We start from the raw sequence: 16,966 nt of genomic DNA on the forward strand, positions 1-16,966 counted from the left end.
TTATCTTCAGACGAACCGAGGCGGCAGGTTTTGGGGCTGCTTCGCAGCCCAGCGCGGGGCAAGCCCGCTCACCACAGCAAGCCGGACCCCACAGGACTGGGGCACGAATATTGCTGCCATCCCCCCATCCTTGCAGGAGTTCTCCACCGTGCATCCCCTCCCCGGCACCCAGCGCATCGTCAAGATCCGCCGCGACTACAATTCCTGGGTCGCCGACGAGACCATGGAAGACTACGCCCTGCGCTACACCCCAAAATCCTTTCGCAAATGGTCGGAGCTGCGCATCGCCAACACTGCCTTGGGCGCGGTGTCATTCCTGGCACTGGAGGCCATCGGCGGCGTATTGGCCTTGAGCTACGGCTTCACCAACACCTTCTGGGCCATCCTCGCCATCAGCCTGGTGATCTTCCTTACCGGCCTGCCCATCAGCTACTACGCCGCGCGCTATGGCGTAGACATGGACCTGCTGACCCGCGGCGCAGGCTTCGGCTATATCGGCTCCACCATTACCTCGCTGATCTACGCCAGCTTCACCTTCCTGTTCTTCGCCCTCGAAGCGGCGATCATGGCGCTGGCCCTGGAGTTGTATTTCCACATCCCGCTGGCCATCGCCTATGTGATCTGCTCGCTGCTGGTGATCCCGTTGGTGGCCTACGGTGTAACCCTGATCAGCCGCCTGCAACTGTGGACACAACCGCTGTGGCTGGTGCTGCTGGTGCTGCCTTACGGCTTTGTACTGTGGAAAAACCCAGAAGCCTTCAGCGATTGGACCAGCTTCGTCGGCCGCAGCAGCGACGGCGGCGACTTCAACCTGTTGTCGTTCTGCGCCGCCTGCACCGTGGCGCTGTCGCTGGTCACGCAGATCGGCGAACAGGTCGACTACCTGCGCTTTCTCCCGGAAAAAACCAGCGCCAACCGCAAGCGCTGGTGGGCCGCGCTGCTGTGCGCCGGGCCCGGCTGGATCGTGCCGGGCGCCTTGAAGATGTTCGCCGGGGCGTTCCTGGCGTTCCTCGCCCTGCAACATGAAATCCCCATGGAGCGCGCCGCCGAGCCGACCCAGATGTACCTCGTCGCCTTCGGCTATGTGTTCTCCTCACCCGAATGGGCGCTGGGGGCGATGGTGCTGTTCGTGTTCATCTCGCAGATGAAGATCAACCTGACCAACGCCTATGCCGGCTCCCTCGCCTGGTCGAACTTCTTCGCCCGTGTGACCCACAGCCACCCCGGCCGTGTGGTGTGGCTGGTGTTCAACGTGGCGATTGCCCTGATGCTGATGGAGCTTGGGGTGTTCGATGTGATCGAGCAGGTACTGGGGCTCTACGCCAATATCGCCATCGCGTGGATCGGCACGCTGGTGGCGGACCTGGTGATCAACAAGCCGTTGGGCCTGTCGCCCAAACACATCGAATTCAAGCGCGCGCACCTCTACGACATCAACCCGGTGGGCGTCGGCTCGATGCTGATCGCTTCGCTGCTGTCGATCCTCGCCCACTTCGGCCTGTTCGGCGCGCTGGCCCAGGCCGCGCCGCCGTTTGTCGCACTGGGCACCGCGCTGGTCATGGCGCCGTTGCTGGCGTGGCTGACCCAGGGCCGCTACTACATTGCACGCACCAGCGAGGCGCAGTTGATTCACCCCCAGCCCGGCACCGGCCTGGTGATCTGCGGGCTGTGCAGCAACCCGTTCGAGATGGCGGACATGGCCTTCTGCCCGGCCTACAGCACGCCAATCTGCTCGCTCTGTTGCTCGCTGGATGCGCGCTGCGGCGACCGCTGCAAACCGCATGCGCGCCTGGCCACCCAGTTTGAAGGCGTGCTGCGTTGGTTGCTGCCCTCCACGTTGGTGCCGCGTTTGCACACGCGGTTGGCGCATTATTTGGGGTTGCTGATCGCACTGGTGCTGATGCTCGCCGGCGCGCTGGCATTGATCTACATGCAGGCGGCCCAGGGCTTGCCCCATTCGCAAACCTTGTACCAGGCGTTTTTCAAGGCCTTCCTCACACTCTCGGTGTTGGCCGCCGTGCTCGCCTGGTGGGTGGTGCTCACCCGCGAAAGCCGGCGGGTGGCCCAGGAAGAATCCGACCGGCAAACCTCATTGCTGATGCAGGAGATCGCCGCCCACAGCCTCACCGACCAGGCCCTGCAACAGGCCAAGGAAGCCTCGGAAGCGGCGAACGCAGCCAAGAGTCGCTACGTCACCGGGCTATCCCACGAACTGCGCACGCCGCTCAATAGCATCCTCGGTTTCACCCAGATTTTGCAGCGCGACGGCGCCATGCCCGAGCAGCACCAGGACGCCCTGGCGACCATCTTGCGCAGCGGCTCGCACCTGTTGTCACTGATCGACGGCCTGCTCGACGTGGCCAAGATCGAGGCCGGCAAGTTGCGCCTGGAACTCACCGAAATCCCCTTCCCGGAACTGATCCACGACCTGGAGCTGATGTTCACCCCACAAGCCGAAGACAAGGGCCTGCGCTTTCGCCTGGATTGCGTGGGCAAGATCCCCGCCGTGGTGCGCGGCGATGAAAAACGCGTGCGGCAGATCCTGATCAACCTGCTGGGCAACGCGATCAACTTCACCGACAGCGGCGAGGTGCGCCTGCGGGTCAGCTACATGCGCGAGACCGCCAACTTCGAGATTATCGACACCGGCATCGGCATTGACCCGGAGCAGATCGAGCGGATTTTCCAGCCGTTCGAACGCGGCGACCTGATGCGCCAGGACAAAGGCGTGGGCCTGGGCCTGACCATCACGCGCATGCTGACCTCGTTGATGGGCGGCGAATTGCGGGTGGTCAGCGAGTTGGACAAGGGCACCTGCTTCCAGGTGCGGCTGTTTCTGTCCCAGGTGCGCGTGCCGCAAGCCGTGGTGCATGTGGAGCACGACATCATCGGCTACCACGGCGAACGGCGGCGCATCCTGGTGGTGGACGACCATGTGGACCATCGCAAAGTACTCAGCGGCATGCTCACGCCCCTGGGTTTCGAGGTGGCCCAGGCCAGCAACGGCCAGGACGCGATCCGCCAGGTCGCGCTGCTGGCGCCGGACCTGATCCTGATGGACCTGTCGATGCCGACCATGGACGGCTGGGAAACCAGCCGGCTGATCCGGCGTAACGCGTTGTCCACCGCGCCGATCATTGTAATTTCCGCCAACGCCTTTACCGACGACCGCGAACGCAGCATTGCCGGCGCCTGCAACGACTACCTGGCCAAGCCGGTACGCACCCCGGAACTGCTCGGGCGCCTGCAGTTGCACCTGGATTTGCAATGGCTGCGCCGCAGAACACCGATTGCAGCGCCTGTGGCCACCCCGGGCGTGCTGCCGAGTGCCGAAGACCTGGCCGTGCTCGCCGAACTCAGCGCCATCGGCTACGTGCGCGGCCTGCATGAAAAACTCGAAGCGATCCTGGCTCAAAACCCCGACACCGCACCGTTTATCACCTCACTCCGGGCGCTGCTGAAAAGCTTTCGCCTGGAAGAACTCAACCGAATCCTGAAGGAGGCCGAAGATGAATGCCTTGACCCGCAGCGCTGAACCCGGCGTGGTGCTGATTGTCGACGACACCCCGGACAACCTGGCGATGCTCTCCGACGCACTGGACGATGCCGGCTACATGGTGCTGGTGGCGCTGGACGGCCTCAGCGCGCTGAACCGCGTGCAACGCCGGCGCCCGGATTTGATCCTGCTGGACGCGGTGATGCCCGGGCTGGACGGGTTTGAAACCTGCCGCCGGCTCAAGGCGCAACCGGCCAGCGCGGATATCCCGGTGGTGTTCATGACCGGGCTGACCGACAGCAAGCATGTGGTGCAGGGCTTTGAAGTGGGCGGCAGTGATTACGTGACCAAGCCGATCCAGACTGATGAGGTGCTGGCGCGGGTGGCGGCGCATTTGCGTACGTCACGGATTTTGCTGTCGGCGCGGGCGGCGACGCAGCCGAGCGTGATCACCCTGGACGATGAGCCGGCGCATAAGCTGCTCTCGGCGCGGTTTCAATTGACGGAACGCGAAGTGGAAGTGCTGCGCTGGGTGGCGTGTGGCAAGACCAACAGGGATATTGGCGACATTTTGGGCCTGAGCCCGCGCACGGTGAACAAGCACCTGGAGCATGTGTATGTGAAGTTGGGGGTGGAGACGCGCACGGCGGCGACTTCGGTGGCGATGGCGGCGATGAGCCCGGTGCGCTCCCAAACCATGGCGACAATCTAATGTAGGAGCTGGCTTGCCTGCGATGGCGCTCTATCAGTGACAAAAAGGTTGGCTGACCCACCGCTATCGCAGGCAAGCCAGCTCCCACATTAGAGCTCTGTTGTGGCGGACAACTGCTAACCACCGAAGATCTGCGAAGGCCGGCGCAACGTCGGATCAAACGGGTTGATTTTCGGCCCGATCGCCGCCGCCTCACGCTTGAGCAACTCCACCACCGTGGGCAACCGCCCCGGCCCCAGCCGGTCACTGATGGTCGCCACACTCAACGCCGCCACCGCATGCCCATTGCGGTCCAGGATCGGCACCGCCAAACCGGCCATGCCTTCCAGCACCCCGGTATTACGCGCGGCATACCCCAACCGCCGAACACTCTCGACCTCCGAGCGCAAAAACACCTCGTCGTACAGATGGAAATCCTTGAGCCGGGGCAAGTTGTAGCGGATCACCGTCTCGCGCTCTTCCTCCGGCAGGAACGCGAGGATCGCCAGGCTGCCCTGCCCCACGCCCAACGCCACGCGCCCGCCGATGTCACCGGTAAACGTGCGGATCGGGTACGGCCCTTCACTGCGGTCCAGGCAGATCGCATCAAACCCGCTGCGCGCCAACAGGAACAATGAATCCCCCAACGACGCACTGAGGCGCAACATGCTCGGCCGCACCAGGTCCCGCAGGTTGCCGGTGTTGCCCGCATTCGCCGCCAGGGCAAAGAACTCCAGGCTCAACCGATAGCGCTTGCTGCGCGCATCCTGCTCCACCATGCCTTCGTCCATCAGGCTGCGCAGCAACCGGTGCGTGGTGGGTTGGGACAACCCCACCTGCTGCGCCAACTGCGTCACTCGTTCGCCGCCGTCCGGCGCCGCGCCGAGGATGCGCAGCAGCGCAAACAGCCGTGTGACGCCACCGACGCCGACTTCCTTGACACTTTCATTCCGCTCAGTGGAATCCATAAGCCGATATCTCACACTAAATTCTGGTCAGTGAATGAAACTGAAAAAAGTAGTCTATCCAGTGAAATTCCATCTTCCGCCATCCTAGTCTTCGCCCTAATCTGCGTCCACAGGGGCGAAATGAACAACTAACGGCAGCCGACTCAAGATCGAGCGCCAACGCACCCGCAACACCCTTTTCGCATCTGCCCAAAACAAAAAAGCGCGTTTCGACGCGACTCAAAAAGGTGGAACGCAGACATGGCTTTTCTCCAACTCAACGCCTTGAGCAAACGCTACGGCGCCGTCGACGCGGTGGTCGCCACTGATCTTGCGGTGGAAAAAGGCGAATTCGTTTCCCTGCTCGGCCCTTCGGGCTGCGGCAAGACCACCACCTTGCAAATGATCGCCGGCTTCGTCGATGTCACGGGTGGGCAGATCCTCCTCGATGGCCGCGACATCACCCACGCCAAACCTGCCAGCCGGGGCTTGGGCGTGGTGTTCCAGAGCTACGCGCTGTTCCCCCACATGACGGTGCGCGACAACGTCGCCTTCGGCTTGAAGATGCGCAAGGTACCCGCCGGCGAGATCGCCAGCCGAGTCAAGAGCGTGCTGGAACTGGTGCGCCTCGCTCCTCATGCCGAGCGCTACCCGCGTGAACTCTCCGGCGGCCAGCGCCAGCGCGTGGCCCTGGCCCGCGCCCTGGTGATCGAGCCGCCGGTGTTGCTGCTGGACGAGCCGCTGTCGAACCTCGACGCCAATTTGCGCGAAGAGATGCAGTTCGAAATCCGCCGCATCCAGTGCGAAGTCGGGATCACCACCTTGATGGTCACCCATGACCAGGCCGAAGCCCTGTCCATCAGTGACCGGGTGGTGGTGATGCAGGCCGGGCGCGTGACGCAGATCGACGCGCCCTACAAACTCTATGAGCACCCACGCACGCGCTTTATCTCCGACTTTGTCGGCAAGGCCAACCTGCTGGCGGGCGATTTCGATCAACTTGGCGCGCCGCAAGTGCGTTTCGAGCCAGGCGCAGGCGAACTGACCCTGAGCCTGCGCCCGGAAAAAATCGACCTGGTGGCCACGGGCTCAGGGCGCCTGCAAGGCAAGATTCTCGACAGCTACTTCTTCGGCAGCCAATGGCTGTACCGCATCAAGACCGACATCGGCGAACTGACCGTGGTGCGGCGCAACGACGGCAGCGCGCCGCTGGGTTGCGGTGCGCCTGTGGGCCTGGATTGGGAGTCACACCTGCTGCGGGTGCTGGCCGCCGATGAGGTGCACGCATGAGCCGTGGCTACCTGTTGTCGTTGCCGGCGCTGGTGTTGTTTTTCGGGCTGCTGATCCTGCCCCTGGGCCTGACGCTGGTGCTGTCGTTCAACGTGTTCGATTACCAAGTGGGCGTGAAGGCCGATGAGTGGACCTTCGCCCACTACCTGTCGCTGTTCAGCGATTCGTACTTCTACGAGATCTTCTGGCGCACCTTCTGGATCAGTGCCCTGGTGACCTTGCTCTGCGTGGTGATCGGGGTACCCGAGGCCTACATCCTCAGCCGCATGGGCACGCCATGGCGCTCGATCTTCCTGATCCTGATCCTCACGCCGTTGCTGATCTCGGTGGTGGTACGGGCGTTTGGCTGGAGCTTGCTGCTGGGCGCCGATGGCCTGGTGAACCAGGTGATCCAGGCCCTTGGCGGCAATCCGGTGAAGCTGCTGTACACCTCGTTTGCCGTGATCATCGCGTTGGTGCACGTGATGCTGCCGTTCATGATCATCCCGGTGTGGACCTCCCTGCAAAAGCTCGACCCGTCAGCCGAGCAGGCGGCGCTGTCCCTGGGTGCCAGCCAGGCCACGGTAATGCGCAAGATCGTGTTGCCACAGGTGATGCCCGGCGTGTTGTCCGGCACCTTGATCGTATTCGGGCTGGCCGCCAGCTCCTTCGCGATCCCCGGCCTGTTGGGCGGGCGCCGGCTGAAGATGGTCGCCACGGTGGTGTACGACCAATACCTCTCGGAACTCAACTGGCCCATGGGCGCGACCATCGCGGTGGTGCTGCTGTTGGTCAACCTGCTGATCATGTTGAGCTGGAACCGCATGGTCGAAGGCCGCTACAAAAAGTCCCTGGGAGTATAAGACGATGTCCAGAAACGGTCCTTTGGCCCTGGGCTTTCACGGCCTGGTGGTGCTGTTCATGATGGCGCCGCTGGTGGTGGTGTGCCTGGTGGCGTTCACCCCGGAAAACACCTTGAGCCTGCCGACGTCGGGGTTTTCCCTGCGCTGGTTTCATGCAGTGTTTGAGCGTGCCGACTTTATCCAGGCGTTCTATAACAGCCTGGTGCTGGCGTTTGTCGCCGCCACATTAGCGACGCTGATCGCGGTACCGGCGGCGCTGGCGATCAGTCGCTACCAGTTCCCCGGCCGCAACTTTTTCAGTGCGCTGTTCCTCTCGCCGATCATCATCCCGCACCTGGTGCTGGGGGTGGCGATGCTGCGGCTGTTTGCGATGATGGGCGTCAACGGCAGCTTCACCTGGTTGATGCTAGCGCACGTGGTGATCATCACGCCCTACGTGTTGCGCCTGGTATTGGCCGCCGCCATCGGCATTGATCGCAGTGCCGAGCAGGCTGCCGAATCCCTCGGTGCCAGCCGCTTCACCCTGTTTCGCCAGATCACCTTGCCGATGATTTTGCCCGGTGTAGCCGGTGGCTGGTTGCTGGCGTTCATCAACAGTTTCGATGAAGTCACCCTGTCGATCTTTGTCAGCTCGCCGGCCACTCAAACCTTGCCGGTGCGTATGTACGTGTACGCCACCGAATCCATCGACCCGATGATGGCGGCCGTGTCGGCGCTGGTGATTGGGTTGACGGCGGCGGCGATGATTTTGCTGGACCGGGTCTACGGCCTGGACCGCGTGTTGGTAGGAAAGCATTGATGGCTCTGTTCAAACGACTGGCCGAGACCGAGCGGCCAACCCTGGCCTTCACCCTCGACGGCCAGCCCGCCACGGGTTTGCTCGGGGACACCTTGCTGACCGCCGTACTGACCTGCGCCGAACACCTGCGAGGCAGTGATTTCAGTGCCGAGCGTCGCGCCGGTTTCTGCCTGATGGGCGCCTGCCAGGATTGCTGGGTAAGGCTTGAGGATGGTCGGCGGGTGCGCGCCTGTTCGACCTTGCTCGAAGACGGCCAGGCGATTCGTCGTGATCCGGGGCGCCAGGCATGAATACAGTGGTGATAGTGGGCGCAGGCCCGGCGGGCATTACCGCAGCACGCACCTTGCTCGATCATGGCGTAACCCCGGTGCTGGTGGACGAAAGCCTGCGCGGTGGCGGGCAGATTTATCGGCGCCAGCCAGCGAACTTCCAGCGCTCGCCCAAGCAGTTGTATGGCTTCGAAGCGGGCAAGGCGACGGCGCTGCATCGCACCCTGGATGAACTGGCCATGTTGATCGATTACCGCCCGGAAACCCTGGTGTGGAATGCCGAGAACGGTCGCCTGGACATGCTCAACAACGGCCACGCCGAAAGCATCGACTACACGCAGATCATCGTCGCCACCGGCGCTACCGACCGTATCCTCCCGGTGCCGGGCTGGACCTTGCCCGGCGTGTACAGCCTGGGCGCTGCGCAAATCGCGCTGAAGTACCAAGGCTGCGCCATCGGTGAGCGCGTGGCGTTTTGTGGCAGCGGGCCGTTGTTGTACCTGGTGGCGTATCAGTACGCCAAGGCCGGGGCCAAGGTGGTAGCGGTACTCGACAGCGCGCCGTTCAGCGCCCAATGCCGTGCGTTACCAGCGCTGCTCGGCCAACCAGCGACGCTGGCCAAGGGGTTGTATTACCGCGCCTGGCTCACCGCCCATGGCATTCCGGTGCACCAGGGCGCAACCCTGTCGCACATCGACGGCGAGCAGCGGGTCACGGGCATTCACTGGGATAAACAGCAGATTGCCTGTGACGCCGTGGCCTTCGCCCATGCGCTGCGCAGCGAGACCCAACTGGCGGATTTGCTCGGGTGTGAGTTTGCCTGGAGCGAATTGAATCGCGCCTGGTTGCCCGAGCGTGATGCGGCCGGGCGCAGCAGTGTCGCGGGCGTGTATCTGGCTGGCGATGGCGCCGGGATCATGGGCGCCGACGCTGCGCAAATGGCTGGCGAGCGAGCGGCATTGGCGTTGCTGGCAGACACCGGCATCGCCATCGACCAGCGTCGCGGCCCCGCGTTGGAGCAGCAATTGGCGGGCATCCAGCGCTTTCGTCATGGTCTGGAAACCGCCTTCCCGTTCCCCGAAAAATGGGCCGCCAGCGCCCCGGATGAATTGATCCTGTGCCGCTGTGAAGAAGTCAGCGTCGGCGAGGTGCGCGCGGTGGTGGATGAGGGCCACTGGGAAGTGAACCGGGTCAAAGCCCATTGCCGGGTTGGCATGGGCCGTTGCCAGGGGCGGATGTGCGGATTGGCGGCGGCGGAAATCATTGCCGAACGCAGTGGGCGCGAAATTGAAAACATTGGCCGCCTGCGGGGCCAGGCGCCGATCAAACCCTTGCCGTTTGGCGTACAGGTGCAGCCATGATCGACAGCGAAGTGATCGTATTGGGCGGCGGGATTGTTGGCGCTTCAGCGGCCTTGATGCTGGCGCAAAAAGGTCGGCGAGTGGTGCTGCTGGAGCGGGACTTTTGCGGCTCGCACTCCAGTGGCGTCAACTATGGCGGCGTGCGCCGGCAAGGTCGTCCGTTGCATCAGTTGCCGTTGTCGCAACGCTCCCATGAGCTGTGGTCCGACTTGCCGGGGCTGATTGGCATCGACGGTGAATACGTGCGCTCCGGGCATCTGAAGCTGGCCCGCAGTCACGATGACCTGGCCGCGCTGCAGGCGTACGCCGACGCTACACATGGCTTTGGGCTGGGCCTGCAAATGCTTGATCACACTCAACTGCGCGCGCGGTTCCCGTGGGTGGGCGATGTGGCGGTCGGCGCTTCGTTGTGCCCGCAAGACGGTCACGCCAACCCGCGCCTGGTCTCCCCTGCCTTTGCCCGCGCCGCGCAACGCCAGGGTGCCAGGGTGATGGAGCAAACCGAAGTCAGTCAGGTTGAACATGACGGCCAGCGATTTCAGGTGCGCTGTGCCAATGGCCTGCACCTGCAAGCCCCGTGGCTGCTGAACTGCGCCGGCGCCTGGGCCAATACCGTGGCCGCACAATTTGGCGAGCCGGTGCCGATGACGTCGGCGCACCCGGCGATGCTGGTGACCGAGCCATTGGCGGTAGTGATGGACGTGAGTACCGGCGTCGAAGGCGGCGGGATCTATGCGCGGCAGGTCGCCCGTGGCAATTGCATCCTGGGGGGCGGTCGCGGTTTTGCGCTGGGCCCGCAACAGGCACGCCCGGGGCAAGCGGCGGTGCTGGAGATTCTGCGCAACGCCGGCGAGCTGTACCCGTTCCTCAAAGGTGCCCAGGCCATTCGCACCTGGAGCGGCACCGAAGGTTACCTACCCGACCACGAACCGGTGATCGGCGACAGCAGCACCCAACCCGGCCTGCTGCACGGTTTCGGCTTTGCCGGCGCCGGGTTCCAGCTCGGCCCTGCGGTCGGTGAAGCCCTGGCAGAGATCGTCTGCGCGGGGACCAGCCGGCAACCCATCGAAGCGTTTTCCATCCGTCGTTTCCAAGCCTGAGAGGAAGAACATGTCCATGATCAAACGTACTGCGCTGTCTTGCCTGTCCCTCGCCCTGTTGAGCACGGCGGCCCACGCCGCACCGACGCTGTACCTGGGCATGAACGGCGGCACCATGGAACGGGTCTACGCCGACAAGGTGCTGCCCGCCTTCGAGAAGGCCAACAACGTCAAGGTGGTGATCGTGCCGGGCACCTCGTCGGACATCCTGGCCAAGGTGCAGGCCAACAAGGACAACCCGCAGATGCACGTGATGTTCCTCGACGACGGCATCATGTACCGCGCCATCTCCATGGGGCTGTGCGAGAAGCTCACGCCTAACCCGACGCTGGATCAGATTCCGGCCAAGGCCAAAATCAAGGACGAAGCGGTTGCGGTGACGCTCGGGGTGACTGGCTTGGGCTACAACGCCAAGATGTTCAAGGAAAAGGGTTGGGCTGCGCCGACGTCGTGGATGGACCTGGCAGACCCGCGGTTCAAGGACAAGGTGGTGTTCCAGTCCCTGGCCTCCTCGACGTTTGGGCTGCATGGGTTTTTGATGTTCAACCGGATTCAGGGGGGCAGCGAGACTAACGTGGAGCCGGGGTTCAAGGCGTGGCCGAAAACGGTTGGGCCTAACGTGCTGGAATATATTGCCAGTTCGGCGAAGATTTCCGAGATGGTGCAGACGGATGAGGCGGCGATCTTTCCGCTGACGCCGACGCAGGTGACCACGCAGCAGTTGTTGGGTGTGCCGATGGAGTATGCGCAGCCCAAAGAGGGCGCGGTGGTGTTGAACGTGGCGGAGTGTGTGATTGCACGCAATGACCAGCCGGAGTTGGCGCAGAAACTGGCGCAGTTCTTGTTGACCGCGCAAGCGCAGGCGCCTGCACTTGAGTTGGGGGATCAGATTCCTTCGAACCCTACTACGCCGACGACTGACAAAACCCGAGCGCGGGTGGAGGCCATGAACAGTTATTTGCAGACGGCGATTTCGATTGACTGGGACCAGGTGAACCAGGCGCGGCCGGAGTGGAATGCGCGGTGGAGTCGGTCGATTGAGCGGTAGGGCTTTTGGTGTGTATATCCATTTTTGGGGTGATGGCTGGTATTGGTTCCGCTCTTACAGCGGGTCACTTTTGAAAGGAGCCCAAAAGTAACCAAAAGGCTCTTGCCCCACCACTCGGCACCTCGCCTAGGCTCGGTGTGCCCGAACGAAGGCATTACTCCGCGGGCCGCCGCGACGGGCCGTCCCTGCCCCGTCGCGGCTAAACCGGCGTCCTGCCGGTTTACCCGCTCCGTACTACCTGCGTTCGGCCAGCGTGGTTGACGGGGCGCCTAAGATCAAGATCACAAGCAGATCAAGAACACAGCGGCCTACAGGCCGGCTTGAGTGTTAAAAGCAGCAGCAAAATCAACGGCCGGCACGGTTCAAATGTAGGAGCTGGCTTGCCTGCGATGCAGACGCCTCGGTGCATCAGATACACCCAGTTGATGCCATCGCCGGCAAGCCAGCTCCTACAGAAAAGCAGCTCTGCTTTCGCTTTGGCTTTTAACACTCAGGTCGGCTTTCCGGCCGGCTGAGTGTTGTAGATCGAAAGCAACGGCAACGGCGAAAGCGGGCACGGTCAATGTAGGAGCTGGCTTGCCTGCGATGGCATCGCCGCGGCGTGTCTGAAAGACCGAGTTGCCTGCATCGCCGGCAAGCCAGCTCCTACGCCTTGCTTTGGCTTTTAACACTCAGGTCGGCTTTCCGGCCGGCTGAGTGTTGTAGATCAAAAGCAACGGCAACGGCGAAAGCGGGCACGGTCAATGTGGGAGCTGGCTTGCCTGCGATGGCATCGCCGCGGCGTGTCTGAAAGACCGAGTTGCCTGCATCGCCGGCAAGCCAGCTCCTACAGCTTTTGCCCTGGCTTTTAACACTCAGGTCGGCTTTCAGGCCGCCGTGCCCTTGATCTTGCTTGTGATCTTGATCTGACTGCCCCATTCAGCCCGAGGCCGAACGCAGGGATTGAGGAGCGGGTAAACCGGCAGGACGCCGGTTTAGCCGCGACGGGCCAGGGACGGGCCGTCGCGGCGGCCCGCGGAGCAATGCCTTCGTTCGGGCACACCGAGCCTAAGCGAGGTGCCGACAGGCGGGGCAGAGCCATTTTTTTACTTTGGGGCTTTTCCAAAGTGAGTCGCTGTAAAAGCGAAACCATAAACCGCCGTTACCGCAAAAACGGATATGTACTCAGCCAACCATCTCCCGCACCCGATACCACAACATCCCCAACGCCAGCAGCGGCGAGCGCAACACCTTCCCCCCCGGGAAAGTCATGTGCGGCACCTGGCTGAAAATATCCAACCCGCGGCTCTGCCCCGCATGAATCCCCTCAGCCAACAACCGCGCACACCAATGGGTAACGTTCAACCCATGCCCCGAATACCCCTGGGCATAAAACACATTCGGGTATTGCTTCAACCGTCCAACTTGAGGAAAACGATTGGCCGTAATCCCAATCTTCCCACCCCACTGAAACTCAATAGCCGTATCCACCAACTGCGGAAAAACCTTGAGCATCTTCGGCCGCATATACCCCGCAATATCCACCGGATCCCGCCCCGAATAATGACAAGCCCCACCAAACAGCAACCGCCGATCCGCCGAAAGCCGGTAATAATCCAACCCCACTTTCTGATCACACAACGCCAGGTTCTGCGGAATCAACTGACTCGCCACCCCAACCGACAACGGCTCGGTAGCAATGATGTAGCTCCCCGCCGGCAACACCTTGCCGCTCAATTTGGGCTCCAGCTCCTCCAGATGCGCATTACACGCAAGCACCAGGCTACCCGCCCGCACGGTGCCGCCAGCGCAACGCACCTGTACCGTCGCACCATGAATCAACTCAAGTACCGGACTGTTTTCGAAAACCCGCACACCAAGTGATTCGGCGAAAGCCGCCTCCCCCAACACCAGGTTCAGCGGGTGCAAATGCCCGGACCCCATGTCCACCAGGCCGCCGGCATACACACCGGATCCCACCACCTGCGCCATATCCTGCGCCGCCACCAACCGGGTCTCAGGCACATAACCCAAGGCTGCCAGGCTTTCCAACTCCCCCTGAAACGCCAAGAACTGCGCCGGCGTATTCGCCAACTCACAAAACCCCCAGCGCAGGTCACAGTCAATCCCGTACTCGCGAATCCGCTCGCCCACCAGCGCCACCGAATCGATCCCTGCCCGCTGAAGGTAACGCACGCCCTCCTCGCCCACATACCGGGCAAAGCCCGACACATCATGGCCAATGCCACGGATCAACTGCCCACCATTACGCCCACTGGCGCCCCAGCCAATCCGCCGGGCCTCCAGCAGGATCACCGACAGCCCACGCTGGGCCAGTTCGATGGCAGTGTTGACGCCAGTGAACCCACCGCCGACCACACACACATCGGCCGTCAGGTCCGCCCCAAGCAGCGGGCGCTCGGGCATGGCGTTGGCCGAAGCCAGGTAATACGAACGGGCGTGGTCGGACGCGGAAGGGTTCATTTGTTGGTCTTCACTTTGCTCCAGGACCGCGTCATCAAGCGCATGACGGCCGGCGTCGGGGTGGTCGAAATGTAGAGTTTGTCGAGCACTTCCTGGGACGGGTAGATCTCAGGGTTGTTCACCAGCTCCGGCGCCATGAAGGCCTTGGCCGCCGGGTTGGGGTTGGCATAGCCGACGCTGGCGCTGACCTTGGCGATCACCTCTGGGTCCAGCAGGTAATTGATAAAGGCGTGGGCGGCTTTCGGGTTGGCGGCATCTGCCGGGATGGCGAGCAGGTCGAACCACAGGTTGCTGCCTTCCTTGGGAATCGAGTAGGCGATGTTCACGCCGTTCTTGGCTTCCTTGGCGCGGTTGGCCGCCTGGAACACGTCGCCGGAATAACCGAAGGCTACGCAGATGTCGCCGTTGGCCAGGTCCGAGATGTACTTGGAGGAATGGAAATAGGTGATGTACGGCCGCAGGGTCAGCAGCTTGGCTTCGGCCTGTTTGTAGTCTTCGGGATTCTCGCTGCGTGGGTCCTTGCCCATGTAGTTGAGGATCGCCGGGAACAGTTCATCCGCCGAGTCGAGGAACGCTACGCCGCACTCGTGCAGCTTCTTGATGTTTTCGGGTTCAAACAGCACGGCCCACGAATCAATATGGTCGATGCCCAGCACTTGCTTGACCTTGTCCACGTTGTAGCCAATGCCATTGGTGCCCCACAGGTACGGCACCGAGTGCTCGTTGCCCGGGTCATTCTTCTCCAGCAGCTTGAGCAGCTTGGGGTCGAGGTTCTTGTAGTTGGGCAGTTGCGAGCGGTCCAGTTTGAGGAACGCGCCGGCTTTTACCTGGCGCGCCAGGAAGTGGTTGGACGGCACCACCACGTCGTAGCCGGTGCGGCCAGCGAGCAGTTTGCCTTCCAGGGTTTCGTTGGAGTCGAATACGTCATAGATCACCTTGATACCAGTCTTGGCCTGGAAGTCGGCCAAGGTGGTCTCGCCGATGTAGTCAGTCCAGTTGTACACGCTGACCGTCTGCGCGGCGTGGCCCGCGCTGCTGAATAACGCCGCCAAGGCCAGCGGGAGAAGCTTTTTCACCAGACGCATATCGACACCCCTTTGCTTGATTGATTTTTATGTATTCACCCAGCCATTGCGTAGCAGCTGTCGAGCCCCGGCGAGGCTGCGTAGCGTTGTATCAGACACAATTGCGGTGGGCCCGACGCAGCCTCGCTAAGGCTCGACAGCTGCTACGGGCAGGGTTGGACGTGTCGTCAGACACTCAGCAGCAGGAACTCACGCTCCCAGGAGCTGATCACCCGCTTGAAATTCTCGTGTTCGGCGCGCTTTACCGCGACGTAGCCGCGCACAAACTTGTCCCCCAAATACTGTTTGACGGTGTCGCACTCTTCCATGCGTGCCAGGGCGTCTTCGATGGTGATTGGCAGGCGCAGATTGCGGCGCTCGTAGGCACGGCCTTCTACCGGCGCGCTGGGCTCGACCTTTTCGATCATGCCGAGGTAGCCACACAGCAGGCTCGCGGCGATGGCCAGGTACGGGTTGGCATCGGCGCCCGGCAGGCGGTTTTCGACACGCATGGCGTCGGGGCTGGAGCTCGGTACGCGCAGGCCGACGGTGCGGTTTTCTTCGCCCCACTCGACGTTGACCGGTGCCGAGGTGTCCGGCAGGAAGCGGCGAAACGAGTTCACGTTGGGCGCAAACATCGGCAGCAGCTTGGGGATGTACTTCTGCAAGCCACCAATGTGGTTGAGGAACAACTGGCTTTTGTTGCCGTGCTCATCCACAAACACCTGCTTGCCGGTGGCGATCTCCACCACGCTCTGGTGCAGGTGCATGGCGCTGCCGGGCTCGTCGGCCACGGGTTTGGCCATGAAGGTCGCGGCCACGTTGTGCTTGAGCGCGGCCTCACGCAAGGTGCGTTTGAACACCGTGATCTGGTCTGCGAGGTCGAGGGCATCGCCGTGGCGGAAGTTGATTTCCATCTGCGCCGGGCCGTCTTCATGGATCAGTGTGTCGAGGTCCAGGCCCTGGGCTTCGCACCAGTCGTAGACGTCTTCGAACAGTGGGTCGAATTCGTTGGCGGCATCGATGGAGAACGATTGGCGGCCACTTTCCGCGCGGCCGGAACGGCCCAGCGGGGTCTTCAGCGGCAGGTCCGGGTCTTCGCAGCGCTGGGTCAGGTAGAACTCCATTTCCGGCGCGACAATCGGCTGCCAGCCTTGGTCGGTATACAGTTGCAGGACCTTTTTCAGCACGTTGCGCGGCGACAATTCGATGGGGTTGCCCTGCTTGTCGAAGGTGTCGTGGATCACGATCGCGGTGGGCTCGATGGCCCATGGTATGACGTAGGTGGCGTTGGCCACCGGGCGGCAGATCATGTCGATGTCGGCCGGGTCCAGCAGGTCGTAGTAGATATCGTCGTCGACAAAGTCCCCGGTTACCGTTTGCAGCAACACACTTTCCGGCAGGCGCATGCCTCGCTCATGCAGGAACTTGTTGGTGGGCGAAATCTTGCCGCGTGCGATGCCAGTCAAATCACTGATCACGCATTCGACTTCGGTAATCTTGTGTTCTTTCAGCCAGGCGGACAGCTGATCGAAGGGGGCGTTCATAAGGACCTCGTCATGGGTTGGATGATGCGCCGGCGGGCTTCCCTCGCGG

Annotated in this window: 14 protein-coding genes; 9 read left to right on the forward strand and 5 right to left on the reverse strand. The window is 62.4% G+C overall.

The features are described from left to right. The first annotated feature begins 148 nt into the window (after window positions 1–148). Together RGV33_RS21175 and RGV33_RS21180 are read left to right on the forward strand one after the other, a co-directional pair. On the forward strand, window positions 149–3,535 hold the full coding sequence (locus RGV33_RS21175) for an ATP-binding protein (protein ID WP_322145970.1): 3,387 nt from the start codon (window positions 149–151) through the stop codon (window positions 3,533–3,535). After that, entirely contained in the window at window positions 3,510–4,208 is a 699-nt protein-coding gene (locus RGV33_RS21180; RefSeq protein ID WP_322145971.1) for a response regulator, read from the forward strand. The genes RGV33_RS21175 and RGV33_RS21180 overlap by 26 nt, the downstream gene beginning before the upstream one ends. A gap of 116 nt (window positions 4,209–4,324) precedes the next feature. On the opposite strand, the gene RGV33_RS21185 is transcribed toward RGV33_RS21180, so the two are convergent. After that, window positions 4,325–5,155 carry an IclR family transcriptional regulator gene (locus RGV33_RS21185; protein WP_322145972.1) on the reverse strand — a complete coding sequence of 277 codons (831 nt, stop codon included), beginning with the start codon at window positions 5,153–5,155 and terminating at the stop codon, window positions 4,325–4,327. Window positions 5,156–5,395: 240 nt separating this feature from the next. On the opposite strand from RGV33_RS21185, the gene RGV33_RS21190 reads away from it, so the two are divergent. From RGV33_RS21190 to RGV33_RS21220, 7 genes are read left to right on the forward strand one after another with little or no spacing between them, the layout of a single operon-like run. Next, a complete protein-coding gene (locus RGV33_RS21190) occupies window positions 5,396–6,424 on the forward strand; it encodes an ABC transporter ATP-binding protein (RefSeq protein WP_322145973.1) in 1,029 nt (342 codons plus the stop codon). Beyond that, a complete protein-coding gene (locus RGV33_RS21195; RefSeq protein ID WP_322145974.1) occupies window positions 6,421–7,266 on the forward strand; it encodes an ABC transporter permease in 846 nt (281 codons plus the stop codon). Before RGV33_RS21190 ends, RGV33_RS21195 begins: the two co-directional genes overlap by 4 nt. Before the next feature lie 4 nt (window positions 7,267–7,270). Continuing rightward, the gene (locus RGV33_RS21200; RefSeq protein WP_003218275.1) at window positions 7,271–8,065 is read left to right on the forward strand and encodes an ABC transporter permease; all 795 of its coding nucleotides are present in this window, start codon (window positions 7,271–7,273) and stop codon (window positions 8,063–8,065) included. Then, a complete protein-coding gene (locus tag RGV33_RS21205; protein WP_010175266.1) occupies window positions 8,065–8,355 on the forward strand; it encodes a (2Fe-2S)-binding protein in 291 nt (96 codons plus the stop codon). The genes RGV33_RS21200 and RGV33_RS21205 overlap by 1 nt, the downstream gene beginning before the upstream one ends. Continuing rightward, window positions 8,352–9,695: an FAD/NAD(P)-binding oxidoreductase gene (locus RGV33_RS21210; protein ID WP_322145975.1), complete on the forward strand. Its 1,344-nt coding sequence runs from the start codon at window positions 8,352–8,354 to the stop codon at window positions 9,693–9,695. Before RGV33_RS21205 ends, RGV33_RS21210 begins: the two co-directional genes overlap by 4 nt. Continuing rightward, on the forward strand, window positions 9,692–10,795 hold the full coding sequence (locus RGV33_RS21215; RefSeq protein WP_322145976.1) for an FAD-dependent oxidoreductase: 1,104 nt from the start codon (window positions 9,692–9,694) through the stop codon (window positions 10,793–10,795). The genes RGV33_RS21210 and RGV33_RS21215 overlap by 4 nt, the downstream gene beginning before the upstream one ends. 16 nt (window positions 10,796–10,811) lie before the next feature. After that, a complete protein-coding gene (locus RGV33_RS21220) occupies window positions 10,812–11,843 on the forward strand; it encodes an ABC transporter substrate-binding protein (RefSeq protein WP_322145977.1) in 1,032 nt (343 codons plus the stop codon). A gap of 645 nt (window positions 11,844–12,488) precedes the next feature. Here RGV33_RS21220 and RGV33_RS21225 read toward each other — a convergent pair. The 4 genes from RGV33_RS21225 to RGV33_RS21240 form a co-directional block, all read right to left on the reverse strand. Next, window positions 12,489–12,761 carry a hypothetical protein gene (locus RGV33_RS21225; protein ID WP_322145978.1) on the reverse strand — a complete coding sequence of 91 codons (273 nt, stop codon included), beginning with the start codon at window positions 12,759–12,761 and terminating at the stop codon, window positions 12,489–12,491. A gap of 246 nt (window positions 12,762–13,007) precedes the next feature. Continuing rightward, the gene (locus tag RGV33_RS21230; protein ID WP_322145979.1) at window positions 13,008–14,306 is read right to left on the reverse strand and encodes an FAD-binding oxidoreductase; all 1,299 of its coding nucleotides are present in this window, start codon (window positions 14,304–14,306) and stop codon (window positions 13,008–13,010) included. Then, window positions 14,303–15,391: a polyamine ABC transporter substrate-binding protein gene (locus tag RGV33_RS21235; RefSeq protein WP_177122004.1), complete on the reverse strand. Its 1,089-nt coding sequence runs from the start codon at window positions 15,389–15,391 to the stop codon at window positions 14,303–14,305. The genes RGV33_RS21230 and RGV33_RS21235 overlap by 4 nt, the downstream gene beginning before the upstream one ends. A 167-nt stretch (window positions 15,392–15,558) precedes the next feature. Beyond that, the gene (locus RGV33_RS21240; protein WP_322145980.1) at window positions 15,559–16,917 is read right to left on the reverse strand and encodes a glutamine synthetase family protein; all 1,359 of its coding nucleotides are present in this window, start codon (window positions 16,915–16,917) and stop codon (window positions 15,559–15,561) included. Between the last annotated feature and the right edge of the window lie 49 nt (window positions 16,918–16,966).

The organism is Pseudomonas sp. Bout1, assembly GCF_034314165.1.
GTDB lineage: Bacteria > Pseudomonadota > Gammaproteobacteria > Pseudomonadales > Pseudomonadaceae > Aquipseudomonas.